The 26993-nt window shown below is 42.1% G+C and carries 24 protein-coding genes; 13 read left to right on the top strand and 11 right to left on the bottom strand.

The genetic code is table 11. The features are described 5' to 3' along the window. Positions 1-15: 15 nt before the first annotated feature. The 5 genes from benE to benA all read right to left on the bottom strand — a co-directional run bounded on the left by benE (position 16) and on the right by benA (position 5042). Entirely contained in the window at positions 16-1221 is a 1206-nt protein-coding gene (gene benE / locus MMO42_RS12370; protein ID WP_241320735.1) for a benzoate/H(+) symporter BenE, read from the bottom strand. Positions 1222-1265: 44 nt separating this feature from the next. Beyond that, positions 1266-2051 carry a benzoate diol dehydrogenase BenD gene (benD, locus tag MMO42_RS12365; protein WP_241320734.1) on the bottom strand — a complete coding sequence of 262 codons (786 nt, stop codon included), beginning with the start codon at positions 2049-2051 and terminating at the stop codon, positions 1266-1268. 21 nt (positions 2052-2072) lie between these two features. Next, the gene (benC, locus tag MMO42_RS12360) at positions 2073-3089 is read right to left on the bottom strand and encodes a benzoate 1,2-dioxygenase electron transfer component BenC (RefSeq protein WP_241320733.1); all 1017 of its coding nucleotides are present in this window, start codon (positions 3087-3089) and stop codon (positions 2073-2075) included. Between the two features lie 73 nt (positions 3090-3162). Further along, positions 3163-3663, bottom strand: a complete 501-nt coding sequence (benB, locus tag MMO42_RS12355) for a benzoate 1,2-dioxygenase small subunit (protein ID WP_004770851.1) — start codon at positions 3661-3663, stop codon at positions 3163-3165. Next, positions 3660-5042 (bottom strand): benzoate 1,2-dioxygenase large subunit, encoded by a 1383-nt coding sequence (benA, locus tag MMO42_RS12350; RefSeq protein ID WP_241320732.1) that lies wholly within the window; start codon positions 5040-5042, stop codon positions 3660-3662. Before benA ends, benB begins: the two co-directional genes overlap by 4 nt. A 248-nt stretch (positions 5043-5290) precedes the next feature. Here benA and MMO42_RS12345 point away from each other — a divergent pair, with 248 nt between their 5' ends. Further along, complete coding sequence (locus MMO42_RS12345) at positions 5291-6250, top strand: LysR family transcriptional regulator (RefSeq protein ID WP_005151112.1); 960 nt, start codon at positions 5291-5293, stop codon at positions 6248-6250. Positions 6251-6332: 82 nt separating this feature from the next. On the opposite strand, the gene MMO42_RS12340 is transcribed toward MMO42_RS12345, so the two are convergent. Continuing rightward, positions 6333-6908, bottom strand: coding sequence for a peroxiredoxin (locus tag MMO42_RS12340; protein ID WP_005292148.1), 576 nt, complete (start codon positions 6906-6908; stop codon positions 6333-6335). A 134-nt stretch (positions 6909-7042) separates the two neighbouring features. Between MMO42_RS12340 and MMO42_RS12335 the strand changes: the two genes are divergently transcribed. The 7 genes from MMO42_RS12335 (at position 7043) to MMO42_RS12305 (ending at position 13138) form a co-directional block, all read left to right on the top strand. Continuing rightward, complete coding sequence (locus tag MMO42_RS12335) at positions 7043-7399, top strand: DUF6176 family protein (protein ID WP_241320731.1); 357 nt, start codon at positions 7043-7045, stop codon at positions 7397-7399. A gap of 16 nt (positions 7400-7415) precedes the next feature. Continuing rightward, the gene (locus MMO42_RS12330; protein WP_241320730.1) at positions 7416-8138 is read left to right on the top strand and encodes a hydrolase; all 723 of its coding nucleotides are present in this window, start codon (positions 7416-7418) and stop codon (positions 8136-8138) included. Between the two features lie 287 nt (positions 8139-8425). After that, on the top strand, positions 8426-9721 hold the full coding sequence (gene bioA, locus MMO42_RS12325) for an adenosylmethionine--8-amino-7-oxononanoate transaminase (RefSeq protein ID WP_241320729.1): 1296 nt from the start codon (positions 8426-8428) through the stop codon (positions 9719-9721). Beyond that, positions 9708-10862: an 8-amino-7-oxononanoate synthase gene (locus MMO42_RS12320; protein WP_241320728.1), complete on the top strand. Its 1155-nt coding sequence runs from the start codon at positions 9708-9710 to the stop codon at positions 10860-10862. The genes bioA and MMO42_RS12320 overlap by 14 nt, the downstream gene beginning before the upstream one ends. Beyond that, positions 10859-11611, top strand: a complete 753-nt coding sequence (bioC, locus tag MMO42_RS12315; protein WP_241320727.1) for a malonyl-ACP O-methyltransferase BioC — start codon at positions 10859-10861, stop codon at positions 11609-11611. The genes MMO42_RS12320 and bioC overlap by 4 nt, the downstream gene beginning before the upstream one ends. Next, positions 11608-12249 carry a dethiobiotin synthase gene (gene bioD, locus MMO42_RS12310; protein WP_241320726.1) on the top strand — a complete coding sequence of 214 codons (642 nt, stop codon included), beginning with the start codon at positions 11608-11610 and terminating at the stop codon, positions 12247-12249. Before bioC ends, bioD begins: the two co-directional genes overlap by 4 nt. Before the next feature lie 223 nt (positions 12250-12472). After that, positions 12473-13138 (top strand): hypothetical protein, encoded by a 666-nt coding sequence (locus MMO42_RS12305; RefSeq protein ID WP_241320725.1) that lies wholly within the window; start codon positions 12473-12475, stop codon positions 13136-13138. Positions 13139-13212: 74 nt separating this feature from the next. Here the strand turns inward: MMO42_RS12305 and MMO42_RS12300 are convergent, their stop codons facing one another. The 5 genes from MMO42_RS12300 to MMO42_RS12280 form a co-directional block, all read right to left on the bottom strand. After that, entirely contained in the window at positions 13213-13632 is a 420-nt protein-coding gene (locus MMO42_RS12300) for a biopolymer transporter ExbD (protein WP_241320724.1), read from the bottom strand. A 15-nt stretch (positions 13633-13647) separates the two neighbouring features. Next, the gene (locus MMO42_RS12295; protein ID WP_005151095.1) at positions 13648-14076 is read right to left on the bottom strand and encodes a biopolymer transporter ExbD; all 429 of its coding nucleotides are present in this window, start codon (positions 14074-14076) and stop codon (positions 13648-13650) included. A gap of 11 nt (positions 14077-14087) precedes the next feature. Continuing rightward, a complete protein-coding gene (locus MMO42_RS12290) occupies positions 14088-14963 on the bottom strand; it encodes a MotA/TolQ/ExbB proton channel family protein (protein ID WP_241320723.1) in 876 nt (291 codons plus the stop codon). 40 nt (positions 14964-15003) lie between these two features. Continuing rightward, positions 15004-15705 carry a TonB family protein gene (locus MMO42_RS12285; RefSeq protein WP_241320722.1) on the bottom strand — a complete coding sequence of 234 codons (702 nt, stop codon included), beginning with the start codon at positions 15703-15705 and terminating at the stop codon, positions 15004-15006. A gap of 154 nt (positions 15706-15859) precedes the next feature. After that, on the bottom strand, positions 15860-18559 hold the full coding sequence (locus tag MMO42_RS12280; protein ID WP_241320721.1) for a TonB-dependent receptor: 2700 nt from the start codon (positions 18557-18559) through the stop codon (positions 15860-15862). A 658-nt stretch (positions 18560-19217) separates the two neighbouring features. Between MMO42_RS12280 and MMO42_RS12275 the strand changes: the two genes are divergently transcribed. From MMO42_RS12275 to MMO42_RS12255, 5 genes are read left to right on the top strand one after another with little or no spacing between them, the layout of a single operon-like run. After that, the gene (locus MMO42_RS12275; RefSeq protein ID WP_241320720.1) at positions 19218-21002 is read left to right on the top strand and encodes an ABC transporter substrate-binding protein; all 1785 of its coding nucleotides are present in this window, start codon (positions 19218-19220) and stop codon (positions 21000-21002) included. A gap of 14 nt (positions 21003-21016) precedes the next feature. Further along, positions 21017-22831, top strand: coding sequence for an ABC transporter substrate-binding protein (locus tag MMO42_RS12270; protein WP_241320820.1), 1815 nt, complete (start codon positions 21017-21019; stop codon positions 22829-22831). Positions 22832-22857: 26 nt separating this feature from the next. Continuing rightward, positions 22858-24879, top strand: coding sequence for a M3 family metallopeptidase (locus MMO42_RS12265; RefSeq protein WP_241320719.1), 2022 nt, complete (start codon positions 22858-22860; stop codon positions 24877-24879). A 12-nt stretch (positions 24880-24891) separates the two neighbouring features. Beyond that, on the top strand, positions 24892-25830 hold the full coding sequence (locus MMO42_RS12260; protein WP_241320718.1) for an ABC transporter permease: 939 nt from the start codon (positions 24892-24894) through the stop codon (positions 25828-25830). Positions 25831-25842: 12 nt separating this feature from the next. Continuing rightward, complete coding sequence (locus MMO42_RS12255; protein ID WP_241320717.1) at positions 25843-26985, top strand: ABC transporter permease; 1143 nt, start codon at positions 25843-25845, stop codon at positions 26983-26985. Positions 26986-26993 lie beyond the last annotated feature (8 nt).

Raw genomic sequence — 26993 nt, 5'->3', positions numbered from 1 at the left:
AGCAAGATCGTGTATTTATGAGTTGCTTTTGGTTGATTGTACTGGAGAGGATTGAGAGAGAATAAGATGAGCAATAACGCCAATACAGATCCCCCAAAACACCGAACTTAAGCCTAGAAAATGCATACCAGAAGCGGTAGCAAGAAAGGTAATCAGTGCAGCATCGCGGTGTTGAGGATTTTGCATGGCAGCAGTGATATTGGTTGCAATCGCTCCAAGTAAGGCTAAGCCTGCCAAAGCCGCAACCAGTTCTTTGGGCAATAAACTAAACAGCATAACAATACTGCCAGCAAACAGTCCGCCGAGAATATAAAAAATCCCATTGGCGATCCCAGCGATATAACGCTTTTCTTTCAGTTCATGTGCATCTTTACCCATGCATAATGCCGCGGTAATCGAGGCGAGGACGATGGTAATACCGCCAACACAGGCAACCGCTAAAGAGGCAATACTGGTTGCACTGATAATGGGTTTGGCTGGCGTGTCATAACCACTCAGTTTCATGATTGCCATACCCGGCAAAAACTGACCTGACAGACTGACTAGAATCAAAGGCAGCGCCAGATTTAAGGTGGAGTTCCACGTCCATTCGGGGCTGATCCATTGTGGAATTGCCAGATGAAAACTGACTTCTACAGGATTCATTTTTCCCAAGAATAAACTAAGTGATATGCCTGCTGCCAATACCCAGATCATGGTATAGCGAGGCATCAGCCGTTTTGCAATCAGAAATACAATCAGCATGCTGAATACAATCAAAGGCATGCTATCTGATGCCGTAAATAGATTGATTCCAAACTGAAACAGAATTCCAGCCATCATCCCCGCAGCAACATCTTGAGGGATCCACTTTAGGAGTTTGTCGAAATAGCCTGTTATCCCAATGAGGAAAATCACAATCGCAGAAGTGATATAGGCCGCGACTGCTTCATTCAGCGAAATGTCAGGAAATAGTGTCACCAATAACGCAGTACCTGGTGCAGACCATGCGGTAATAACGGGTGTTTTATATTTTATTGAGAGATAAATCCCCGCAACCGCTGCACCGATAGAAATGCCCCAAATCCATGACACCATCATTTCGGTGGAGACATTGGCACGTTGCGCTGCCTGAAAGAAAATGATTAGTGGGCCAGAATAGGAAATCAGCACAGCAAGAAAGCCTGCAACCGTGGCTGAAATAGACCAATCCTGTTTTAATGTTTTGAGTAAAGTTGTCATGGGATGATGGCCTCCTTGCTCATCCGAAACGAAAAAGATCAGGACTAACCCTGATCTCCACCTCCGACGGGGATGACGCTGCCTGTGATATAAGATGCATCATCGGATGCAAGAAAGACAATGGCTTTGACCTGTTCTTCAATACTGCCATAACGGCCCATAAATGTACGGTCTATGGTTTGATCGACGACCTGTTGCATCCAGTCTTTTTCATTTTGGCTCAGTGGATTGCTATTGCGAGGCACTTTGCGAGGTGGAGCTTCAGTTCCACCTGTGGCAATGGCATTGACGCGAATTCCATCTTTGGCATGTTCAAAGGCCAGCGATGCCGTTAGTGCATTGACGCCACCTTTGGCAGCGGAGTAGGGAATACGATTAATCCCGCGAGTGGCAATCGAGGAAACATTCACAATCACACCGGCTTGTTGCTTGATCATTTCGGGCAACACTGCTCGACAACACCAAAGCGTTGGAAATAGCGAACGATTGACCTCTTTGATAATTTCTTCTTCAGAAAATTCCTGAAAAGGTTTCATCCAGATCGCGCCACCGACATTGTTGATCAATACATCGACTCGACCAAAATGTTGAAGCGCTTTTGCAACGACGTTTTGTGCACCCGTAAAGCTTTCAAGATCAGCTTGGATGGTCATGGCATCAGCACCCAATGCTTTTACTTCAGCCAATACTTCTTCGACATAATCAGAACGATCTGCCAGAATCAGTTGCGCACCTTCGGCAGCCAGTTGTAGTGCAACTCCACGGCCAATGCCTTGAGCACTGCCAGTCACAATCACCACTTTATGCTTAAATCTTTGTGCTTGAGACATAAGTTAATTCTCCAGTAATCATCAATTCGCAGAGAACTTTTCGAACAGGAAATTGGCAGGTTTGATGTGTTCCGCATCTAACCAGCCACGGACTGCTTCGACCATTGGCACAGGACCACACAGATAAATATCGACATCGCCCTTGTTCAGCCATTCAGTCTCAATATGTCCTGTGACATAGCCTTTACGCGCATGTTGACTATCAGGATGTGCAACGACAGTTCGATATTCAAACCAAGGGAATTTCGCTTGTAATTCTGCTAGTTTTTCCAAAGCCACCAGATCACAATCGTTGGTCACGCCAAACACTAAACGGATCGGTTGGGTCGAGCCTTTTTCTTCCAGTACCTGCAACATCGACATAAAGGGAGCAATACCCGTACCGCCTGCGAGCATCAGTACAGGACGCGTCACATTACGCAGATAAAAGCTACCGAATGGTCCGGTAAAGGTCATCTTGTCGCCCGCTTGAGCGGTTTTACTCAAGAAGTCACTCATTTTGCCATTTGGGACATTACGAACCACAAAGCCTGTTAAACGGTTACCTGGCTTGGAGCTAAATGAATATGAACGGGTTTCACCTGTTGCTGGAATACCAACATTGACATATTGTCCTGCAAGGAAATGGATATCGGGCTGGCCTTCATCCAGTTGAATATCGAAAGTAATGGTGGAATCAGATAGATTTTCAACGCGGGCTAAAGTCCCTTGAAAACTATGAATTTCAGTTTTACAAACATCAGATGATGCTTGAATCTGGAATACTGCATCTGAGCTTGGGCGACATTGGCACGCCAGAATATAACCTTGTTCAGCTTCTTCAGGCGTCAAGGCATCTTCAATATACGTTTCTTCTGGCATGTCATAACTGCCAGATTCGCAGAAGGCACGACAGGTACCACAGGCACCGTCACGACAGTCCAGAGGAATATTAATTTTTTGGCGATAAGCTGCATCGGATAGGGTTTCACCTTGCGCGACACTAATAAAACGTGTCACACCATCTTCAAATTGAAGTGCTACATTGTGGTTTGACATGAGAGATCCTACAAAAATAATTTAAATTTGGCACCTCAGCCAAGAGTCCGTTTGACTGAGGAGACCTATTCTTTTAGAGGTGATAGATATCAATCACTTGATTGATATAGTCATTTTTAAGCACCACATATTTGCTCAGGATTTTTGCTTCCTCACCCGAACAATCAATCACATAACGTGACATGCCAAAGTAGCTATAGGTGGTTTTATAGCGGAAGCTCAAGGTGTTCCAATTGAAGCGAACCGTGAGTTTATCTCCGTCGCGCGCTACGATTTCAACGTTGGCAATATTGTGGCAAGTACGGGTATCAGGCATGGTGGCAGAGGAGCGTTCAGTTTTGATACGGAATACGCGGTCTTCCAAACCTTGACGATCTGGGTAATAAATCAGTGAAATTTCTGATTGTGGATCCTCAGTGAGTTGATCATTGTCATCCCACGCTGGCATCCAGAAACTCGCTTCTGGCGCATAGCAACTGAGCCAGTCATCCCATTGTTCATCATCTAAAAAACGTGCTTCGCGGTAGAGAAACTGGGCAATATTTTCCAAGCTGGTTTTGTCTTGATTGCTCATGCGTTTTCTCCTTGAGTTGCGATTTCCTTCTCTGCGACAATGGCGTGTTTCATGGTATGTAACCAGTATTGATGTTGCGCCAGATATAAACCTTCATCTTCGGTTTTAATCCCGCTTAACATCGGTTTGAGACCAATTTCATTGGCCGCATCATCTGGACCATAAATCCAGTGTTTTGAACCGCGGCACATGTCATTCCATTCCAGCGCGATGCCTGCATAACCTGCCTGACAGGCACGGAATTCTTCCAGATCATCAGGCGTGGCCATGCCAGAAGCATTAAAGAAATCTTCGTATTGGCGAATACGACGTGCACGTGCTTCTGGGGCTTCATCTTTCGGTGCGATACAGTAAATCGTGACTTCAGTGCGATCGACTGAAATAGGACGCAATACACGAATTTGCGAACCGAACTGATCCATCAAATACACGTTTGGATAGAGGCATAAGTTGCGCGAGCGTTCGATCATCCATTTCGACATGGAAGCGCCGTATTTCTCGGTATATTCTTCTGCCTTTGGAAAGTTTGGACGATCTTCAGGATTGGCCCATTGTGTCCAAAGCAGCATATGACCATTTTCAAAACCATAAGAACCGCCGCCTTGCTTACCCCAAGACCCAGCACTCATGGCACGAATATTATCGGCAGCTTGAGTCTCTTTGCGGTGTTGTGTGGTTGCGGCATAGTTCCAGTGCACTGCTGAAACGTGGTAACCGTCAGCACCATTTTCAGCGGTCAGTTTCCAGTTACCTTCATAGGTATAAGAGGATGTACCACGCAGAACTTCTAGACCATGTTCAGATTGATCAACAATCATGTCGATAATTTTGCTGGTTTCACCTAAGAACTCTTCAAGTGATGGCACATCTGGATTGAGGCTGCCAAATAAAAAGCCTTTGTAATTCTCGAAACGCGCAACTTTTTTCAGGTCATGTGAACCATCTTGGTTGAAGCAATCCGAATAACCTGCCTCGCTTGGGTCTTTGACTTTGAGCAATTTACCTGAGTTATTGAAGGTCCAGCCGTGGAAAGGGCAGGTATAGGTTGCCTTGTTACCACGCTTATGACGACAGAGTTGTGCACCGCGATGGGAACAGGCATTGATCATGGCATTCAGTTCGCCATTACGATTACGGGCAATAATGATCGGTTGACGACCAATATGTGTGGTGTAGAAATCGTTGTTATTGGGAATTTGGCTTTCGTGTGCAAGATAAACCCAATTGCCTTCGAAAATGTATTTCATTTCGAGATCAAATAAGGCTTGATCGGTAAACACTGAGCGATGAAGTTTGAATTCACCCGTGTCGATATTGTCTACAAGTAACTCATCAATACGGTCAAGGTGGCTGGTATTGATTACAGGAATACGTGGCATGTCCGTTCTCCGACTTTCCAAATCTGTGGAAGTCACCGAGATGCTCTCGAAAGTATCTCGATATCCTAATGGGTTAAATTCTGTGTGGGGCTTTTGGCTCGAACCGATAATGATGAATACAGGCAGCAATCTCAGCGGGGCGATTCATATTTCATCGGTTTATCCCTTGTCTATACCTTAAAAGAATGAGTAAACTGTGTCTAAGACTGAATTTATATTTTTATATATCTTAAAGGTATGGAAACCTCATGGAACTACGTCATTTGCGGTATTTTGTAGCGGTTGTTGAAGAACAAAGCTTTACCAAGGCTGCAGAAAAACTATTTATTGCTCAACCACCTTTGAGTCGGCAGATTCAAAACTTGGAAGGAGAGCTTGGAATTCAACTGTTTGAGCGAGGAAGCCGCCCCTTACAGACGACACCTGCTGGGCATTTCTTTTATCAGCATGCGATTAAACTTTTGTCTAATGCGGAAGAAATTAAGAGTATGGCCAAACGCATTGGATTGATTGAACGCAGTGTGACGATTGGTTTTGTGGGATCGTTACTGTATGGATTGTTACCTCGGATCATCTATTTGTTTCGGCAGCAGCAACCTCATTTAAATATTCAACTGGTGGAAATGAGCACCACGGAGCAGTTGCAAGCTTTAAAAGAAGGTCGAATTGATGTGGGCTTTGGACGTTTGCGGATTAGTGATCCTGCGGTTAGACGGATTCTGTTGCGTAAAGAGCGATTGGTTGTGGCGGCACATACCAGCCATCCGATTGCGCAGCGGACGGAAGGGGTATATTTGGCTGATTTGATTGATGAAAAGATGTTTATGTATCCTACCTCTCCAAAGCCTAATTTTTCGACTCAGCTTCTGAATATCTTTGCTGAGCATAGTTTAGTGCCGAAAAATATGCATGAAGTGCGAGAAATCCAATTGGCCTTAGGTTTGGTTGCAGCAGGTGAAGGCTTGTGTGTGATTCCTGCTAGCGCCGATACCATTCGCTTTCCCCATTTGAATTATATTCCTATTTTGGATAATGGCGCGGTTAGCCCAATTTTTCTGACTGCACGGGCAATGGATCGTAGCGAAGACTTACAGCTGTTATTTGATTGTGTTTATCAGGTCTATGATCTGGAAGGTATTCCATATCAACGGACTGTATTTACACTGGATCAAAACCCGATTGATGATTCGGTTGGGATTGATTTTTAAAATATGTCCATAAAAAAGCCTAGTGTCAGAAATGTGAACTAGGCTATTGATCAAGAGGTTGATTTAACCGTATTTGAAAAGATTATTTGGTTTGCAATGTTTTTAAATCTTTCAACACTTGATCCGCATGAGTCTGTGTATTCACACTGGTATAGTGATACATCACTGCGCCTTGAGGATTGATTAAAAAGCTTTCCCGCTTGGCAATTTTAGCAATGCCCAAGTTTCGGACAATGCCAAATTTAGTTGCAAGTTCGCCTTTATCATCTGCAAGAATTGGGAACGGTAAACCAAGTTTTTCTGAGAATTTTTGATGTGATGCGACATCATCCAGACTCACACCGAGTACAACCGCATTCGATTTTAAGAACTGTGGATACAGCGATTTAAACTGATTGGCTTCTTGGGTACAGCCTGCGGTGTTATCTTTAGGATAAAAATACAAGACGACCCATTTACCTTTATATTGATTTAAGGTATGCCATTTGCCACTTTGATCTTGCAGTTTAAAATCTGGCGCTGATTGTCCAACCCATTCTTTTTGTGCGTTATCTTGCTTAGAAAATAAGGTGCTTTGTGCTGTACTTAGGCTGGGTGCGCTGAGTAAAAAAAGTGAACTGCATAGCACTAGAACTTTGGACTTTATCGTATTCATCATTCTATTCTCAAAGTGTAATAGTACATACTTTAGCAAATTTAGAAATTGAATGTGTTAGAAAATTCTTTACAGAATTTTGATCTGCTTTATATATTTAAATTGAATAGTGATTTAAAAAAAGAAAAGGTAAATCAATGGATGTTGGCGCGGTTCTCATTAAATTAAAAACAAATAGGCAGGCTGAGGTCGAGGCTTGGCAGCAAGAAATTGAGCGACGTAAAGCAGAAGCAATTGAAACGCTTCAAGCTGAAGGTGTGAAAGTGGAATCGTGGTTTCAACTTGAATTAAATGGTGAAAATTATTTGCTTGCTTATATGCGTGCTAAAGATATTGCCCAGGCACAACAGGTGGCAAGAAATAGTTCCTTTCAAATTGATAAAGTTCATCAACAGTTTAAGCAGCATTGGGAGCAAGTAATTCCTGCAAAATTATTGATCGATTTGGAAAATAATGATGAGAAAGAAACAGGTTATACTTCGGAGCAAGTGTGAATAATTAGGTAAAAGCGTGGAACATAAGATTTTACTGATTACGGGATGGGGCGGTGGTGCTGAATTATTAAAACCGTTACATGAGGCTTTAGAACAACAAGGGCATGTCGTTGAGCGGATTGATATTTTTAATGCCTTGAATGATGACGTTTTACACCAGCATGTCGAACTTGCCGTGAAGTTTGATGTGATTATCGGATGGTCGCTTGGTGGACAATTGGCAACCATCTTGGTCAATCAAATACAACAACAATATGCTCAACAGAAAGTTTTAATCACTTTAGCTTCAAATCCCTGTTTTGTTGGTCAATCAGATTGGTCAGCAGCCATGCCTGTAGAAACCTTTATGCAGTTCAAGCAGTCATTTGAACAGGATGCGATTACCACGCTAAAACGATTTGGCTTATTGGTCTGTCAAGGTGCAAGTTCGGCAAAAAAAGACTTCGTAGTCATGCAGAAATTGATTCGTCCACAACCGATTGCATTGCTTAGGCAAGGGTTGCAGTTGCTAGAGCAATTAAATCTGGTTGAGTTGTATGAAAATTATCAAGGTAGACAGTTGCATGTCTTTTCAGAGCATGATGCTTTAGTTCCTTACCAAGTTATGCAGAATATTCAGGATTTATCTGCAAAGAATTTATCTACTATTTCTGTTGAAGGTGCTTCACACGGTTTTCCATGCTTTATGGTTGAGCAGACTGTGCAAATAATTGAGGATTTTCTGAATGAGAGGGTTTAATCTTGCTTGAATTGAAAGTTCTCGCAATTTATTTTAGATTTTGACAAGTTTAAGATTGCACATACAGACTTTATAGTTGTTAGGGTGAAGTCGTGCTGAGTTTTAATTTAATTTCTGGATAAGCTTTCAGCTAGACTTACTTTGGTTTCGCCCAAAGTAAGCAAAGGCATTTGTTAAGCTGATGGTACATCCTTGTACCACAGCTTAACGGGCGGCATCCATGCCGCCTCCATAATCGTAGACATTGCCATGAATTTAGTTGGCTTAGGATGAGGAGTAAGTAAAGGGTGACCGATTTATTTGATTTAGAACATATATGGCATCCTTATACTTCGATGTTAAATCCACTACCAACCTTTAAAGTCAAACGTGCCTATGGTGCGACTATCGAACTAGAAGATGGGCGAACTTTAGTTGATGGCATGTCGTCATGGTGGTGTGCGATTCATGGCTATAACCATCCTGAACTTAACCAAGCGGTTTCAGATCAATTACAGAAAATGGCGCATATCATGTTCGGTGGTCTGACTCATGAACCAGCGATTGAGTTAGGCAAATTATTATTAAAGATTACGCCACCAAGTTTAGATAAGATTTTTTACGCAGATTCAGGCTCGGTTGCAGTAGAAGTGGCCTTGAAAATGGCAGTGCAGTATTGGGCTGCACTAAATCAACCAGCCAAAACCAACTTTATTACCACCCGTTCTGGTTATCATGGCGATACCTGGAATGCGATGTCCGTGTGTGATCCGGTCACGGGGATGCATCAGATATTTGGTAGCAGTTTACCGAATCGAATTTTTGTCCCTGCGCCACAAAGTCGATTTGATGGAAAGTGGAATCCTCAAGATATTCAGGAACTGAAGCAACAGATTGAACAGCATCATCACAGTATTGCTGCACTGATTATTGAGCCGATTGTACAAGGTGCAGGCGGCATGCGTTTTTATCATCCTGAATATTTACGTCAAGCCAAAGCTTTATGTGAGCAATATAATTTATTGTTGATCTTTGATGAGATCGCAACAGGTTTTGGGCGTACAGGCAAAATGTTTGCTTGGGAACATGCACAAGTTGAACCCGATATTATGTGTATCGGTAAAGGTTTGACTGGTGGCTATATGACATTATCCGCAACCTTAACCACCAAGCAGGTAGCTGAAACCATCAGTCGTGGTGAAGCGGGTGTATTTATGCACGGCCCCACCTTTATGGCAAATCCATTGGCTTGTGCTGTTGCCTTGAGAAGTACCCAATTATTGGTTGAGCAAGATTGGCAAGCGAATATTCAACGGATTGAAAAGATTCTGGCTGAACAATTAACGGATTTAGCTCAGCTTGACCATGTTGCAGATGTACGGGTTTTAGGTGCGATTGGGGTGGTGGAGTTAACCGCCAATGTTGATATGAAAACCTTACAGCAACAGTTTGTAGAGCGTGGCATTTGGGTACGACCATTTGGAAAATTGGTCTATGTGATGCCGCCGTATGTGATTAGCGATGATGAACTACACTATTTATTAGCACAGCTGATTGAAGTAGTGAAAAGCATGCAGGGAGTCAATGCCAATGTCCTTGCTTGATTATTATGCCGAGCACCTTGACCAGCTCAAACAACAAGGGAATTTCCGTCAATTTACTTCAAATCAACAGCAGGGAAAATGGATTACGATCCAAGATCGGACCATGTTGAATTTGGCATCCAATGATTATTTGGGCTTAGCCGCTGATTTAAGTTTAAGAGAAGAATTTCTCGATACAGTGAAAATCGAACGTGCATTGTTTAGTTCATCGTCCTCGCGCTTACTGACTGGTAATTTTGCCGAATATGAACAATTTGAAAATAGCCTAAGCAAAGCATTTGGTCGCGCTGCTTTACTCTTTAATAGTGGCTATCACATGAATATCGGCATCTTACCTGCTTTGGCGGATAGTAAAACTGTGATTCTGGCTGATAAATTGGTGCATGCCAGTATGATTGATGGGATTCGATTATCGACCGCTCAATATGTGCGTTATCGACATAATGATTTGCAACATCTGGAACAATTATTGCAAAAGTATCATCAAGATGAGCAAGTTGAACGGATTATTGTGGTGACAGAAAGCATATTTAGTATGGATGGTGATGAAACTGATTTAGCTGCGTTGGCTCAGTTAAAGCAGCGTTTTAACAAAACCATGTTATATGTTGACGAGGCTCATGCCATTGGCGTAAGAGGCGAGCAAGGTCTGGGGTGTGCCGAGCAATATGGGGTGCTGGATCAGATTGATTTCTTGGTTGGAACCTTTGGTAAGGCGATTGCGTCGGTGGGTGGCTATATCATTTGTGATCCAATCATCCGTGACTATCTCATCAATAAAATGCGTCCATTGATTTTTAGTACCGCATTGCCTCCAATTTCGATGGCATGGTCTGATTTTATCTTTAACAAAGTTTTGAACATGCAACAACAGCGTCAGCACTTGGCTGAAATCAGTCAGTATTTACAGCAGGCAGTGATTGCAAAAGGTTTCTCAAGTCCATCCAGCAGTCATATCATTCCGATTATTCTTGGAGAAAGCCAAGCTGCAATTGAAAAAGCTCGCTTTGTCCAGCAACAGGGTTTTTATGCTATGCCTGTACGACCACCGACCGTACCGCAGAATAGTTCTCGTTTACGTATCTCGTTAACGTCTATGCTACAAAAAAATGAATTGGAACAATTGGTGGAGTGTTTGTGAGTATCAATAAAGCACTGGTTGCACAGCGTTTTGCCAAAGCAGGACAAAGCTATGTTGAGCATGCGGTTATACAAAAGCAGATTAGTGCACAGCTATTTGAATATCTCAAAGCCTATTGTCCACAATCCTTAGCCTCTGTACTTGAGATTGGCTGCGGTTCAGGCAATTTAACCCATTTGTTTCAGTCTCATTTTCAAGTTGAACAACTGTTTTTAAATGACTTGTATGACGATGTAGAGCAGCATTTTTTAAGCGTCGAAAATATTAATTGGTTGATTGGTGATATTGAGCAATTGGTTTTACCTCAGTCCTTGGATGCTGTAATTTCCAGTTCAGCATTACAGTGGATGATTGATTTACCTGCTTTATTGCAGCGGATTCATTCTGCGTTAAAACCGAATACCTATTTTTGTTTTTCTACCTTTGGCCCTGACAATCTGACCGAAATTAAGCAGTTAACAGGACAAGGTTTAAATTATGTCGATTTGGATACTTTGCAACAGCAACTTAAGCAACAAGATTTTGAAATCCTGTTAATAAAAGAACAGCATAAGCAGCGTTATTTTGATCATCCGAAATCGATATTGCAGCATTTAAAAGCAACAGGCGTGACCGCAACAGCAAGGTCACATCGCTGGACCAAGCAATCCTTGCAGAAATTTTATTTAGATTATGAACAGTTTCATGATGAGCAGGGTTTTAGTCTGACTTATCATCCGATTTATGTGATCGCGCGGAGAACAGCATGAGTCCAGCAATTTATTTTGTCAGTGGTATTGATACTGAGATTGGTAAAACTTATGCCACAGGCTATCTCGCTAAGCTCTGGACAGAACAGGGGCAACGTGTCATTACCCAAAAGTTGGTACAAACAGGTAATGTCGATATCTCGGAAGATATCGAAAAACATCGTGAAATTATGGGCAGTGGCTGGTTTCAGGAAGACCATGACAAACTGACCATGCCTGAAATTTTTACCTATCCAGCCTCACCCCATTTAGCGACGCGTTTGGATGGGCGAGATTTAGATTTTGCCAAGATTGAAGCTGCGACTAAACAACTTGCCCAGCGTTTTGATGTGGTACTTTTGGAAGGGGCCGGTGGTTTAATGGTACCTTTAACCACAGAATTACTGACCATTGATTATATTGTGCAGCATCAATTTCCTGTGATTTTGGTGACTTCTGGGCGTTTAGGCAGTATTAATCATACTTTGTTGAGTTTAGAGGCTTTAAAGCAGAGTGGTTTGAGTTTGCATGCTTTGGTGTATAACTTAAAGGATGAGTCGAAAGATCCGATTATTTCAAAAGATACCGCAGATTATTTAAAGACTTATTTAGCAAAGCATTTTCCTGATGCTCAATGGATTGAATTGGAAAAGTTTTAACTCATTCTAGGTATTGCTGGTCGAGTAAATCTCTGTAATCGTGATGGGCGGCAAGGATGCCGCCAAGTTAGACTGCGGTATCATGGATGTACCGTCAGTCTAACAAAAGATTTTTGTTACTTTTCATCTTTGAAAAGTAAGATGATATTCCTGTGATTAGATGAGAGCTCGAGAAGACTCCGCTAAGATTACTTTCAGGTTTAATTTCTAAAGGAAAATCATAATGAATAAAAATAATTTTATCTGTATGGCTCTATGCCTATCAGGCCTAATCTCGACAACTCATGCTGCCGTACCAACAGATAAAACCATTATTAGTTGGATTACTAATTTTCAGGATTCAAATGCCAACCCGCCTCAAGCCATTCAGATCGCTTCCACCGAAGCAGTGAAATTGATCTCGGGAGAAGAAGCTTATCTATCAGGTGTGAGTTTCGAAAATGCGGGACGTAATTTTTGGGCAGGCTATGTGCTCACCCGTCCAAAATTAAAGCAGCCGAGAATCCTAAAAGAGTTTGGCGGTCAATCGAATAGCTTCACAGTACATTCCACCGTTTATAAAGGTAAACAGATTCAGTTGGTGGAAATTGAAAGTGCAGGTTCAGGTCAGGGGACAGTTGAATCGAGTAAAAGTCTAGTTTATTTAAATCAATGGACGAGTAAGCTGATTGCAGAGGTCGAAGAATCTTCTTATGAAGGACGCTTTGATGACAAATTGGGTGCAGAGGATTGCCGAACTGGTCGAGATAATTCAGGCTATTTAAATGTGATGCCTTATTCACCTTATGTGATTCAGACTACAGTCACAGGCAATGCCTGTAATAACAAACCGCAAGGCTATAAAGTCAGCAGTAAGTTGATTCCTATTGTGATCAGTGAAATAAAATAAAAAAAGCTAACAAGTGAACTTGTTAGCGCAGGAGTAAACTTCTCATTATTGGAATAATTTCTTGTTTTTATTATTTAGTTATTGCTGACGATGCCGATTTTAGTGACATTGGTTTGTTGAGCCAGCGCCATGACCATCGCGATATTCTTATACTCCGCTTGTGCATCAGGCTTAAATTTAATTTGATCCTGCTCAGCTTTTTGAGCCACAGATTCGAATAAAACCTTGAGTGCCTGACGGTCTGCAACGACCTGATCATTCCAGAAAATATGCCCTTGTGCATCGACACGCAGGTTGATCGTTTCTGGTGGCTTTTGATCAGTGGATGGCGGTGGCGCACCATTCGGTAAGTTGATGTTAATGGCATTATTCGGAATTGGGATGGTGATAATGAACATAATCAACAACACCAACATGACGTCAATCAATGGTGTCATGTTGACGTCGAGCATCACATCTTCTTCATCATTTTTTGAACCCACATTCATACCCATGTGTGATTGCTCCTGTTATGGCGAAGTCGCAGGTGGAGTGGTGACAAATGCAATTTTGCCAATACCCGCTTGCTGAGTTGTACTAATCACCTGATCAATCGCTTCGTAATGGGTTAGTTGATCGCCACGAATATGAACTTCAGGCTGCGGACGTTTTTGCGCTTCAGCCTGCAAACGAGCAAGTAAAGTTTCTTTATTCGCCACATGTTGTTCATTCCAGAAAATATCGCCTGTTTTATTCACTGAGAGCTGAATATTTTGTGGTGTCGTGGCATAAGGTGTATTTTTTTCTTCTGGTAGTTTTACGGGAACCGTGTGTGTGACCACTGGAACTGTGATTAAAAAGATAATCAGCAGCACCAGCATGATGTCGACCAGCGGCGTCGTGTTAATCGTTCCGATCACATCATCATCACTTTGATCTGAATTAATCATCATGCCCATAGTGTTATTCCTTATTTAGAATCACGGTTTGGGTGATTGCCGTTTAAGTCACCACTGAGTAAGACAGCGTGTAGATCTGAACCAAATGAACGGACATTGTCCATCACGGCTTTATTACGGCGGGTTAACCAGTTATAGCCCAGTACAGCAGGCACTGCGACCGCAAGACCAATCGCAGTCATAATCAATGCTTCGCCCACAGGGCCAGCCACTTTATCAATGGATGCTTGGCCTGAAATACCAATTGCAGTAAGGGCATGATAAATTCCCCAAACCGTTCCGAATAAGCCGACAAATGGTGCGGTTGAACCAACCGTTGCAAGGAAGGCTAGGCCATTACTGAGATGACTTTGCACCTTTTCAATGGCACGCTGAATTGAAATGGTCACCCATGTATTGAAATCAATACGTTCTAATAAAGTGCCATCATGGTGTTTGGTCGAGCGAATGCCTTTTTCTGCAATATAACGATAGCTACTGTTTGCATTTAAGCTATCGGCTGCACTATCTAAAGATTCCGCTTCCCAGAAGTTACGTTCAGCTTCAGTGGCATGACGTTTGATTTTACTTTGCTGAAAGACTTTAGACAGAATGATGTACCATGTGCCAATCGACATCAGTACTAAGATAAATAAAGTCGATTTTGCAACTAAATCACCTTCACGCCAGAGTGCTTCTAAACCATAAGGGTTGTGTACTTTTTCAGCTGTTGCTGGTAATGGTGGTGGTGTTGGAGTCGCTGATGTGGTGGCATCTTTACTCACACTTGTGACGGCTGTAGTTTGCGCGGTTTCATCGGCCCACACTGTTGCAACAGGAAGTAAGGTCGTACCTGCAATGAGGCCAATTGCCGCGATTCGTGAAATACGTTTTGCTGTGTTTTTCATCTTTAAATTCTCCAAAAATTTGTTTGTTCAATGCATTTATTTAGGAAATCGTGAATGGATATTCGATTTCGTACCATTCTTGTTGTGGTACACCGTCTTTCATCGCTGCTTTAAAAGTACACAGGCTATAAGCTTTAATCGCTGCTTTATCCAAGCTTTTACTGCCACTCGATTTTTTAACTTTTGAGTCAATGACTTTGCCTGAACCATCCACCAATACACGAATACGCACAGTGCCTTCTTCTTCATTCATCAAGGCTTCGCGTGGATATTCAGGTTTTTGACATCCCGCTTCGCCTTCAGAAACACCGCGTGAAATCCCTGCTGGTTTGGCAGGAGCTGCAGGTGCAGTCGAGGCTACGGGTGCGGCAACTGGACTCGGGCTTGGTGTTGCAGGTGTTGGGGTCGCAACTGCTGTTTTGGTTGGCTGTGCTGGTGCTGGTTTTTGCACAGGCACGGCTTTCTCCACCTGTTTTGGTGGGTCTGGCATTTTTGCCACTTTCTCTACCATCTTCGGAGGTTCAGGTGGCTTTTCTTTGGGTTCCTCTGGTTTTGGAGGTGGTGGTGGTTTGATGTCCTGAATAATCTGTAGTTCTACAGGCTTATCGACAGGCTTGGTAAAGTCGGTCGCTAAACTTGTCATCAGAATATAGGCGATAATGAGATGTAGAAATAATACCAGACCAATACCGACAAGGCGTTTGGCAGGTTGATTTTCATTCTCAGAAAAGGGTATGCCCATAATTACTCCTGAAATTGTAATCATGGATTCATCGTCGTTTGGAGGAGGGGATCAATTAAAAAATTGATACGGACCGCGTTAATTTTTGATGAATCAGAGGATTACGGTGAACCACTACGACAGAAGGAACATCATGTCGTAGTGGTGAAGCACATTAAAATTTATAAGTACCGCGGGCGAAGTAAGTTCGACCTGTTACATCACCAAAACGTGGGTCATAGCCATACTGGAAATTCTCCAAGGTGTTGGATGCTGCTGGTTCTTCATCAAAGATATTTTTAATACCAAGTGTTAAATCCAGATTTTTGAAACCACGGTATGTGCCCGAAACGTTATAAAGGGTGTAATCACTGACACGATGATTTTTATAACCATCATCAAGATTTTCTGAGTTTTGATCTTTATAGCCGCGTGTAAATTGCTGTTGGAAGTTGAGTGACCAGTCTTCATAGCTCCAGTTAAGATTCGCGACATGTTTCCAGCGGATGGTTGGTCCATCGTCCTTGTAAACACCTAGACTGCTGATCCACTCACCATCTTTTTCATTTTGATATTCGTATTTGGTGACATAGGTTCCATCAATACCAAAGCCAAAACGACCAGTTGATGTGACAGGAGTTAAATAGTTCAGGCTGACATCAAAACCTTGGGTTTTTAAATTACCCATGTTTTGCATCGTGGTAATGATATAGTCGATTGAACCATCTGCTTTACGAACAAATTTGTCTTTATATTTATCTGGGCTTTCAAAGATGGTCGATGCTTCAAGTGCCGAGATTTGGTTCTTAACTTCGACATTGTAGTAATCTAGAGAAAACACAAGGTTTTTGATGGGTTCAAGTACAAAACCCGCTGTGATTGACGTCGATTTTTCAGGCTCTAACTCTTTGTTACCGCCCTGCATACGATCAAACTGCTGATTACAATCGCGTGCTTTACTCCCTCCAGCAGCAACCTCACCACCTGGACATAAAATTGGGTCACTGTTACTTGGTGATAACGTTCGACTGTTGGTTTTATTGATTTCATATAAGGTTGGTGCACGGAAGCCTGTGCTATACGATGTACGGAACATTAATTGTTTAAGTGGTTCCCAACGTAAAGCAATTTTTGGATTAAAGGTATCACCGACATCACTATAGTTGTCGTAGCGCGCTGCAATTTGTGCTTCTAATGTTTTATGTAGTGGGATTTGGAATTCGGTAAATACTGATGAGATATCACGTTTGCCTTCTTGATGTGGATTGTTTGGATCAGTTCCAAGGCTTGGTAAACGAGCAGCGAGATCTGAGTTTACAGTCGAATCCCACTTGTCATGGCGGAAACTACCACCAAATGCGAAACCAACCTCACCAGCAGGTAAGGTATAAATTGGTCGGCTAGCAGTAAAATCGACTGTACTAGATTCTAATTTTGCTTTGTTATAGTCTCCTGAAAGTGAGAGTTTGTTCCAAAGATTCGGGTCATCTCCAGCCGCCTGTGGTCCAAATGGATTAAGTTGGCCGGCATCTAAAGCGGATTGCACTGCAGCTTTATCTAAATATCCACTGCTTGCTGTCTCAGTGACGGCACTACGTGCATAGCTGACACCTGTATTGATATCCCAACCATATGCTTCACCTTCAAGACCTGCAAAAACTCGGTGAGATTCATTCTCTGTATCGCTAATACGGTTACCAGCTTGCGAACGTAGTGAGAGTAGAAGTGGTTCACCACTGAGGCCCGCAACAGCTGGTACGAAACCATTGCCTGGATAATACTTACTATTTTTGCCAAGGCTCACTTTATTATTGCCGTTATAGACATCAGGTGCGACTGAGGTGGAGACCTTGTTATTGGCATAAACATATTCACCAATAGCGTTGAAGCTATCATTTAGCTTCAGAGTTAAACGACCCATTGCGGAAATATCTTCTGTTTTCGGCACGATTCCAATCAAGTTTTGGGTGTTTAGTAGGCAAATATTATCAAGCGCTTCACTACCTGCATAACCGCCACAGCCCGTTGCTGCATAAGGATTTCCGCTGATTCCATTTTTAGAATCAACGAAATTGGCAGGAAAAGAGGCTGAACTTCTTGCATCAAGACCAAGCTCGGGAATCAGGCTGCCTTTGGCGCTAACCTTTCTGTCTTTAGCCATGATGTCATTGCCATGGCGATAATCAACCACACCAAAGACATTAAAACCATTGTCTTCAAGGTCGCCATAACCACCAAAAATACTGAAGTCTTGAGTATCACCACCTTTGTGTTCAGGTTGGGTAAGACCACCGCTGATATTTAATCCAGTAAATTGTTTCTTGGTGATAAAGTTGATGACTCCACCAATCGCATCGGTACCATAAATTGCAGAAGCACCATCACGGACGATCTCGATACGCTCAAGCATAGCAAGTGGAATCACATTTAAATTGGTTACACCACTATCAAACGCACTTGCAGCCAAACGGCGGCCATTGAGTAAAATCAATGTTTTATTTTCGCCAACTCCTCGTAAATTGGCTGTTGCTCCCGCAGTGCCAGAGCGTCCGACGTTTTGTGACGTAACAAAACCTGCTTGGTTGGCCGTAATTTTAGTGAGAGCTTCTTCTGTTGTCGTGACCCCTTGTTTCAGAATCTCATCAACTTTGACAATGGTAATGGGTGAGGCACTCTGTGCTGCAACACCTTTAATTGACGAACCTGTGACCGCAACTTTTACGACTTTGGCTGCTTTTTCCTCGGATGGTGACTCAGCCTCGGCAGCGTGAGCCATGGTTAAACACAACATACTTAAACTGAGTGTACTGAGTTTAAGTATGGTTTTGCTCGCTTTTGGCGAAGTGCTAGGTGGAGCGAAGTTGGCTTTTTTCATTGATTATTTAACCCCTAAATGGTTTGCCACTCTAAAAATTCAATAAATCCGTTTTAGCAAGACCTGTGCCAAACCCTATTTTTAGATTTCGCTTAATGTAGAATAAATTATGTAAAAGTGTTTTAGTTTTTATATATAAGCTTTTCATATTTTTACTAAATATTAAAAACCAAAGATAAATTGTAGCTGTGATTTTATTGTCATAAAGTTTCAAATAACGTGAGATTAAGCAATGCATTAAAATGAATCATAAAGTTTTATTTGTGCATTTTTGTGGTGCAAATGCTTTTTTATTTCAATAAAACCTGTATTTTATAATTTTTATTTCATTGAAACAGGAAATAATATATAAAAATATGATTTGGCATAAAGTTACTTTTATTTAAGATGCCTGAAAATTAACTTCAATTTAAATTCTTGCTGGTGAAATTTTGTGCATGTTTTTTTTAATTGAAAAGTGGCATGAAATTCGCTAGATAATTTCCAAGCTTTAAGGCGTTTCTCTTTTGGTTTAATTTTTCCAGCTGGTAAAAATCATTAACTGAATGATTTTTTAATAAAAAAATGGAATGAAAATCGTGAGGAGAGAAACTGTAGTAATGTTGAATGCTATGCGAAAGTCTAGTATTTATTAAAAAACGATGATGTGAGCACTGATTTGAAGTCAACTTTTTTTACGGTCACTTTGTTATCAACCGTTATTGCATTTATGCCAATGGGGTATGCCAAAACACCAGCACAGGCGGATAAAGTCCTTCGCGTGGCTTTTGAAGCACCAGATGATGGTTTTGATATGGTTAAAACTTTTAATTTTTACAGTGGGAATGTCGCCGATGTAATTTTTGAAAGATTGCTTCAATACGATTATCTAGCTAACCCAGTAAAGTTAGTTCCATCAACAGCAGAAAGCCTTCCTGTGATCGAGAAAAATGGGCAGGTTTATATATTTAAAATAAAGCCAGGTATTTATTTTACCGATGATCCTGCTTTTAAAGGCAAGCGCAGAGAACTGGTTGCAGAGGATTATGTTTATGCCATTAAGCGAATATTAGACCCTAAAAATCATGCGCCATCATTTTCTTTTATTGATAATAAAATTGTCGGTGCAAATGCGCTGGTTGATCAGGCCAAAAAAACAGGCACCTTTAACTACGATGCCCAGATTGCAGGAATCAAGGCACTGGATAAATATACAATTCAATTTACGTTGACACAACCTGATTACAATTTTTCCTATATTTTGGCTTATAGCACCTTTGGCGCGACAGCGCGAGAAGTGGTTGAGTACTATAAAGACCGTTTAGCGATGCATCCTGTTGGTACAGGGCCATACATGCTGAGTAAATATGTACCCCGCAGTAAGATCGAACTGGTTGCCAATCCAGATTATCGTGGTTTTGTCTGGAATTTTAAATCGACAGGCACTGCCTGGGATAATCAACTTGTCAAAGAAATGAGTGGCAAGCAAATGCCACAAATTGGCAAGGTCAACATCAGCATTATTGAAGAAGAACAATCACGTTGGCTCGCTTTTCAGTCTAAACAACTTGATTTTGATAAAGTCACAGATAATGCAATTCCTAAAGTGCTCGACCCAAATAACCAGCTAAAAGCAGCAATGCAAAAGCAGGGCATACGTCTTTATGCAAATAAAGAAGCTGAAATTACCTATTCCATGTTGAATATGCGTGATCCTGTCGTTGGTGGTAATAGTCTGGATAAAATTGCGTTAAGACGCGCAATCGCAATGTCTTTTAATGTGAATGAATATATCCGTATTTTAAGAAAAGGACAGGCTGTTAAAGCTGAAATGCTGGTACCAGAAGGGATCAGTGGACATAATCCGAATTATCGTAGCAGTGTTGGTTACAATCCAGTTTTAGCCAACAAATTACTCGATCATTTTGGTTATAAAAAAGGAGCGGATGGCTATCGCAATCTACCAAATGGCAAGCCTCTAACTTTAAAAATCAATACAGAAACAGGCTCTGCGAAGGTGATATCTTCGGAGCTTTGGAAAAAAAGCTTGGATGCGATAGGCGTTCGGGCTGATTTTAAAATCAGTAATTTTGCTGATAACTTAAAAGCAGCGACGCAATGTAAATACATGATGTGGAGTGGCGCGTGGCATGCGGATTATCCAGAGGGTGAGAACTTCACGCAATTACTCTATGGCCCGAATATTGGACGTGGTAATCAATCTTGCTATAAGTCAGCAGCCTATGACAATTTATATAAACAAGCGATGCAGCAACCGCCTGAAAAACGTATGCCTTTCTATGAAAAAATGAGCCGCCAAATTGAAGCAGATGGGACTTGGATTTTACAAGATACACGGATTCGTAACTGGTTGATCCAACCTGAAGTTCAGGGCTTTAAAGCACATCCGATTATGAATACCAATTGGCAATATTTAGATATTGTTTCACCAAGTGAAAAATAAGTGATACATGTATGATGAAACAAAATTTTAAATTTTCGATATCACCTTACGGTTTGGCATTGTTACTGGGGGCAGCCACAAGTTTTGGAATCTCTGTTGCAGAGGCGAAAAGCCCAGCAGATCCGAAAAAAGTGCTGCGTTATGCTTTTCCTGTGGCAGAAACGGGTTTTGACCCTGTTGCCACACAAGATCTATATTCAGCACATGTGCTGTATTCTATTTTTGAAACCCTCTACACCTATGACTATTTGGCCTCACCTGCAAAACTGGTTCCGAAAACAGCCGTTGCTTTACCGGAAGTAAGTGCAGACGGTTTAACGTATACCATTCGGATCAAGAAAGGGATTTATTTCACCCCTGATCCCGTATTTAAGGGCAAGCCAAGAGAACTCACCGCAGCGGATTATGCTTATTCATTTAAGCGTCTCATCGATCCCAATTTACACTCGCCGAATAGCTGGTTATTTGAAGATAAAATTGCAGGGATTGAACCTTTTATTCAGCAGGCCAGTAAAACTGGAAAATTTAGCTACGATCAGCCGATGGCAGGGATACAAACACCTGACCGCTATACCTTGGTGATCCGCTTAAAAGAACCGAATCATAATTTTCCGATGCTCTTGGCACATCAACCCACAGGTGCAGTGGCAAGAGAGGTGATTGAGCATTATCGAGATAAAGCGGGTTATGTGATGGGACGTCCAGTCGGAACGGGACCTTATGTCCTTGCGCATTGGACACCAGGTTCACGGATTATTCTAAAAGCCAATCCAGACTATCGTGGCTTCACATGGGACTTTAAGGCCAACAATCCAGAAGACCAAAAAATCGTGCAGCAGATGCAAGGCAAAAAAATGCCACAGGTGGGTGTAGTCGATATTCAGGTAATCGAGGAATCTCAATCGGGTTGGCTATCTTTTCAAAAAGATGGCTTAGATTTATTTACCTTGGATGGCGAATTGCCGGTACAGGCATTGCAAGCGGATGGGTCATTAAAACCTGAACTCGCCAAGAAGGGCATCCAACTGTCTCGAATTCTAGATCCATCGATTGATTATCTGTATTGGAATATTCAGAACCCAGTGGTCGGTGGTCTCAGTAAAGACAAAATTGCACTACGTCGTGCCATGTCTATGGCGATTTCCAAAGAAAAATTTATTACCATCTTGGCCAAAGGCAATGCCCAAAAATTAGAATCGCCAATCCCGTTTGGTGTAGCTGGACATGATCCAAATTATAAGAGCAGCATTCCTTATTCGGTCAAGGCAGCCAATCTTTTATTGGATCGTTACAATTATAAAGTCGGCAAGGATGGTTGGCGGACTTTACCCGATGGCAAGCCGTTGGTGATTGAGTTTATGCCTTCAACCAGCAGTGCCCGCAGTATGCAAATGGCAGAATTGCTGAAAAAAGATCTCACCAATATCAAGATCAATATGGTGTCGAAACCGGTTCCATTTGCTGAAGGCTTAAAGGCAGAAAAGCAATGTAAGACCATGTTTAAGGCCTCAGCTTGGATTGCAGACTATCCAGATGCAGATAACTTTGTACAGTTGTTCTATGGCAATAATATTCATGCAACCAACCATACCTGTTTTAAATTGCCTGAATATGATCGCTTATATGAGCAATCACAAAAACTTGATGATGGACCTGAACGCGATGTGCTGTATCGCAAAATGTCACGTCTGTTAGAGTTCTATTCGCCAGTACAATTCATGTCGACCCGTTACCGTACTGTCGTCGTACAACCACGTGTTATTGGCTATAAAAAGCATCCTGTGCTGCCTGCAGAGTGGATGTACATTGATATTCAAGATAAGAAATAACAAACACATTAAATTGGAGAAAAAGCATGGCGAAAAAAATGTTGAAATTATCAACCCTTGGCTTGTTATCGATGGCTGTAACAGGGATCAGTCAAGGTATATGGGCTGAAGAAAATACACGAACCACCTTACCCATTTTAAAAACCAGCGCCAGTGCCCAGTGGTGTGATGCCAATATACAGACATTAAAACAAAGTATTGCTCAGCTGGAAAAGCAAAGTATTAAACCGCAGTCCGATGCTGCACCTGTATTGGCTGAGTGGGATCGGTTGATGGCAACAGTTGAGGACTTTGCTGGCCCGATCAGCTTATATAGCAATGTTGATCCTGATGCCAGCTTACGTAAGGCAGCTGAAGACTGCGAAGTAAAATTGAATCAATTACAAACTGAAATTTATCAAAATCCGAAGCTGTACCAACGATTTAAAAATACCAAAGCAACTGATCCGATTGATCGTAAATATCGTAAGGATATTCTCGATGCCTTTGAAGATACAGGGGTACAACTTCCACCGGAAAAAAGAGCACGTGTTAAAAATATTTTTGATGAGTTGACCAAACTCTCGCAAGAGTTCTCTCGCAACATTCGTGATAATCCAGAAAAGTTAGAGTTTACACCTGCTGAGCTGAAGGGCTTACCTGACAGTTATATTTCAGGTTTAAAGAAAAATGACAAAGGCAATTATTTATTAGGGTTTGAGTACCCTGAATACCAACCATTCATGGAGTTGGCGGACAGTGATGATGCTCGAAAACGTTATCAGACCGCATTTACACGTCGGGGTACTGAAAAGAATCTTGTCTTACTCAAGCAAATCATCGATTTACGTTATGAACTGGCACAGTTATTTGGTCAGCCAAGTTATGCCGATTGGGCATTAAAGAAACGTATGGCGAAAACGCCAAAAACAGTCAATAACTTTTTGGCTGATGTGCATAAAGTCGTGGCACCGTTAGAGCAAAAAGAAGTGGATGAGTTACGTGCATTTAAAGCAAAAACTTTAAATACCTCTTTGGATAAAGCTGAAATTAATCGCTGGAATGTGGGGTATTGGAGCGAAAAACTACGGAAAGACAAATATCAGATTGACCAAGAAAAACTACGTGATTATTTCCCGACCCTTGCTGCACAAAAGTGGTTATTTGCAATTTCCTCAGACTTATATGGCATTGAATTCAAGCCTGCCAAAGTGGATACATGGCAAGACGAAGTTGAATATTACGATGTAACCGACAAGAAAACAGGTGAAGTACTAGGTGGCCTGTATATGGATAAATTTCCACGTGAAGGTAAATATGGCCATGCAGCCGTGTGGGGCGTCTATGGCGGCAGCACTTTAAGCAAGCGTAAGCCAATTTCAGTCTTGGTCACCAACTTTAACCGTAAAGGTTTAAATAGCGATGAGTTAGAAACATTTGTGCATGAGTTTGGTCATGCGCTACATGGCATTTTATCGAAAACCCGTTATTCAGGTCAGTCGGGTACATCTGTAGAACGTGACTTTGTTGAAGCACCATCACAAATGTATGAAGAATGGGCACGCCGTAAAGAAACATTATCTAAAGTTGCTGATTATTGTGATCCAGCTTGTCCTCGGGTAGATGATGCGCTGATTGCTCGTTTGAAATCGGTACACAATTATGGACGTGGTATGCGTTATGCACGTCAAACCCTTTATGCACAATACGACATGGCATTACATGGAGCAGACGCACTCAAAGTACAGCCGCTGGATGTTTGGAAAAAAATGGAATCGGCAACCGCTCTTGGCTATGTACCGAATACCGAATTCCCTGGTCAGTTTGGGCATTTGATGGGTTATCAAGCAGGCTATTATGGCTATATGTGGTCTGAAGTTTTGGCGCTTGATATGTTGTCTGCTTTTGGCGATAACTTGAATAATCCAGCTGTAGGGCAGCGTTATCGTCAGGCCATTCTTTCACAAGGCAGTCAAAAAGATGCAGCTCAACTGGTGAAAGACTTTTTAGGTCGAGAGCCTGATAACAAAGCATTCTTCAATGAAATCACAGGTCAACGGGTCAAATAAGGATTTGCCATTATGCTCGCTTATGTCGTACGCAGACTATGGCAAATGATCCCGACCATGTTGGGTGTCATTTTGCTCATTTTCTTTCTTTTTAACTGGGTGGGGGGAGATCCTGCATATATTTTGGCAGGCAAAATGTCGAACCCAGAGCAAATTGATAACATCCGCAAGCAGTTGGGTGTTGATCAGCCCTACTATGTGCAGTTGTGGATTTTTATCAAGCAGATTCTGACTTTTGATTATGGCGCAAGTTGGAGTACGGGAGAGCCTGTATCACAGATTATCCTGACCCGTTTAGGGCCTTCACTGACTTTATTGATTCCGCTCACGATTTTACAAACGGTGATTTCAATTATCCTCGCTTTAGCGGTTGCTTCAGTTCGTGGATCACTGACAGATCGTATGGTGATGATGTTATGTACCATTGGCATGTCGATCAGTATTTTAGTTTATATCATCGTGTTCCAGTATGTGTTGGCATACCAACTCAGTTGGTTCCCCGTACAGGGCTGGAGTGATAGTTTTAGCCAAAATTTATTCCATTATGCATTGCTGCCGATCTTAATCATGTTGGTGGTGAGTATTGCCCCAACTTTACGTTTGTATCGTAGTTTTGTACTGGATGAAATTAATCAGGATTATATCAGAACTGCCCGCGCCAAAGGTGTAGGTGAGTCTCGGGTACTCGGGGTGCATGTGTTGCGTAATGCCTCGATTCCAATTGTGACCGAAGTGATGGCCAGCTTACCTGCTTTATTGATTGGGGCATTTTTGATTGAGCGATTCTTTGGTATCCCAGGCATCGGGCGTGAAATTATTATTGCGGTTGAGCGTAGTGATTTCCCTGTAATTAAGGCCATCACGGTATATATCGCTGCTGTGACCATGATTTTTAACTTGATCGCCGATCTGATTTATAAGCTCCTCGATCCTCGCGTACAGTTGAAGTAGGGGGGGATGACGATGCTAAGTACAATTTTTAAAGATAAAACCTCCTCAAATGAATCATCTGCTTCAACAGGATTATGGCAACTGGCTTTGAATCGATTGAAATCAGATCGAATCGCCGTGGTTTCTTTCTTGGTGGTGCTGTTTTATTTCATCCTGCTCGCGTTATCAATGACAGGCGTGATTGCTTCCAACTGGAATAAAGAAGTCGCAGTCAGCTACGCGCCACCGACATTTTTAGGGGCGGATACTGAGTCCGATCAAATTAAAGACAGTAGTCAGAAGATAGAGGCATTACCTGAAAATCCAGTTGATCCATTAAAAGATGTGATTCAACAGCTCAATGCCGAAATTCAGGCTGAACAACAAGGTAGCTCAGTCATTGATAATTATGGTGTGGTTGATCCTTTAGCAGAGGATATGCAGCAAATTGATCAACAGCTTGGTGGGCATCTACTTGATCAAAAACAAGAGTTAAAAACCACGTTGCCTTTTGGGGCAGATAAGTGGGGGCAAGATGTCCTGCTCAAAACCATTAAAGGTGCTGAAACCTCAATTCTGGTCGGTTTGTTATCCGCTTTATTGGCTGTGGTCATCGGTACTTTCTTGGGTGCGATTGCAGGTTATTTCGGTGGTTGGGTCGATGATGTTCTGAACTGGTTCTACAACATTTTTACTTCGATTCCTTATTTATTATTGGTGTTGGCCATTGCTGCGGTACTCCAACAAAAGGGCATTCTATCGATTGTGCTGATTTTAGGTCTAACGGGTTGGACCGGAGTATTCCGTCTGATTCGTGCCGAATATATGAAGCATAAATCGCGTGAATATGTGCTTGCCGCAAAAGCCATTGGTGTCAGCCATTTACGCCGTATGTTTGTGCATATTTTTCCGAATGTCAGTCATATCGCGTTAGTTCAAATTTCGATTCTGGTGGTGTCATTTATCAAATCGGAGGTGATTCTGAGTTTCCTTGGTTTTGGTGTTCCTGTGGGGGTGGTGTCATGGGGCAGTATGCTGAATGAGGCACAAAGTGAATTGATTTTGGGCAAATGGTGGCAATTGGCAGCGGCATCGATTGCAATGGCTATTCTGGTCACAGCATTCTCCATGTTTACCGATGCATTGCGTGATGCTTTAGATCCTAAGTTGAAATAGCGGAGAAA

The organism is Acinetobacter sp. ANC 3882, assembly GCF_022549545.1.
In the GTDB taxonomy this organism is placed as follows: Bacteria; Pseudomonadota; Gammaproteobacteria; order Pseudomonadales; family Moraxellaceae; genus Acinetobacter.
This window is presented reverse-complemented; position numbering and strand designations above follow the sequence as displayed.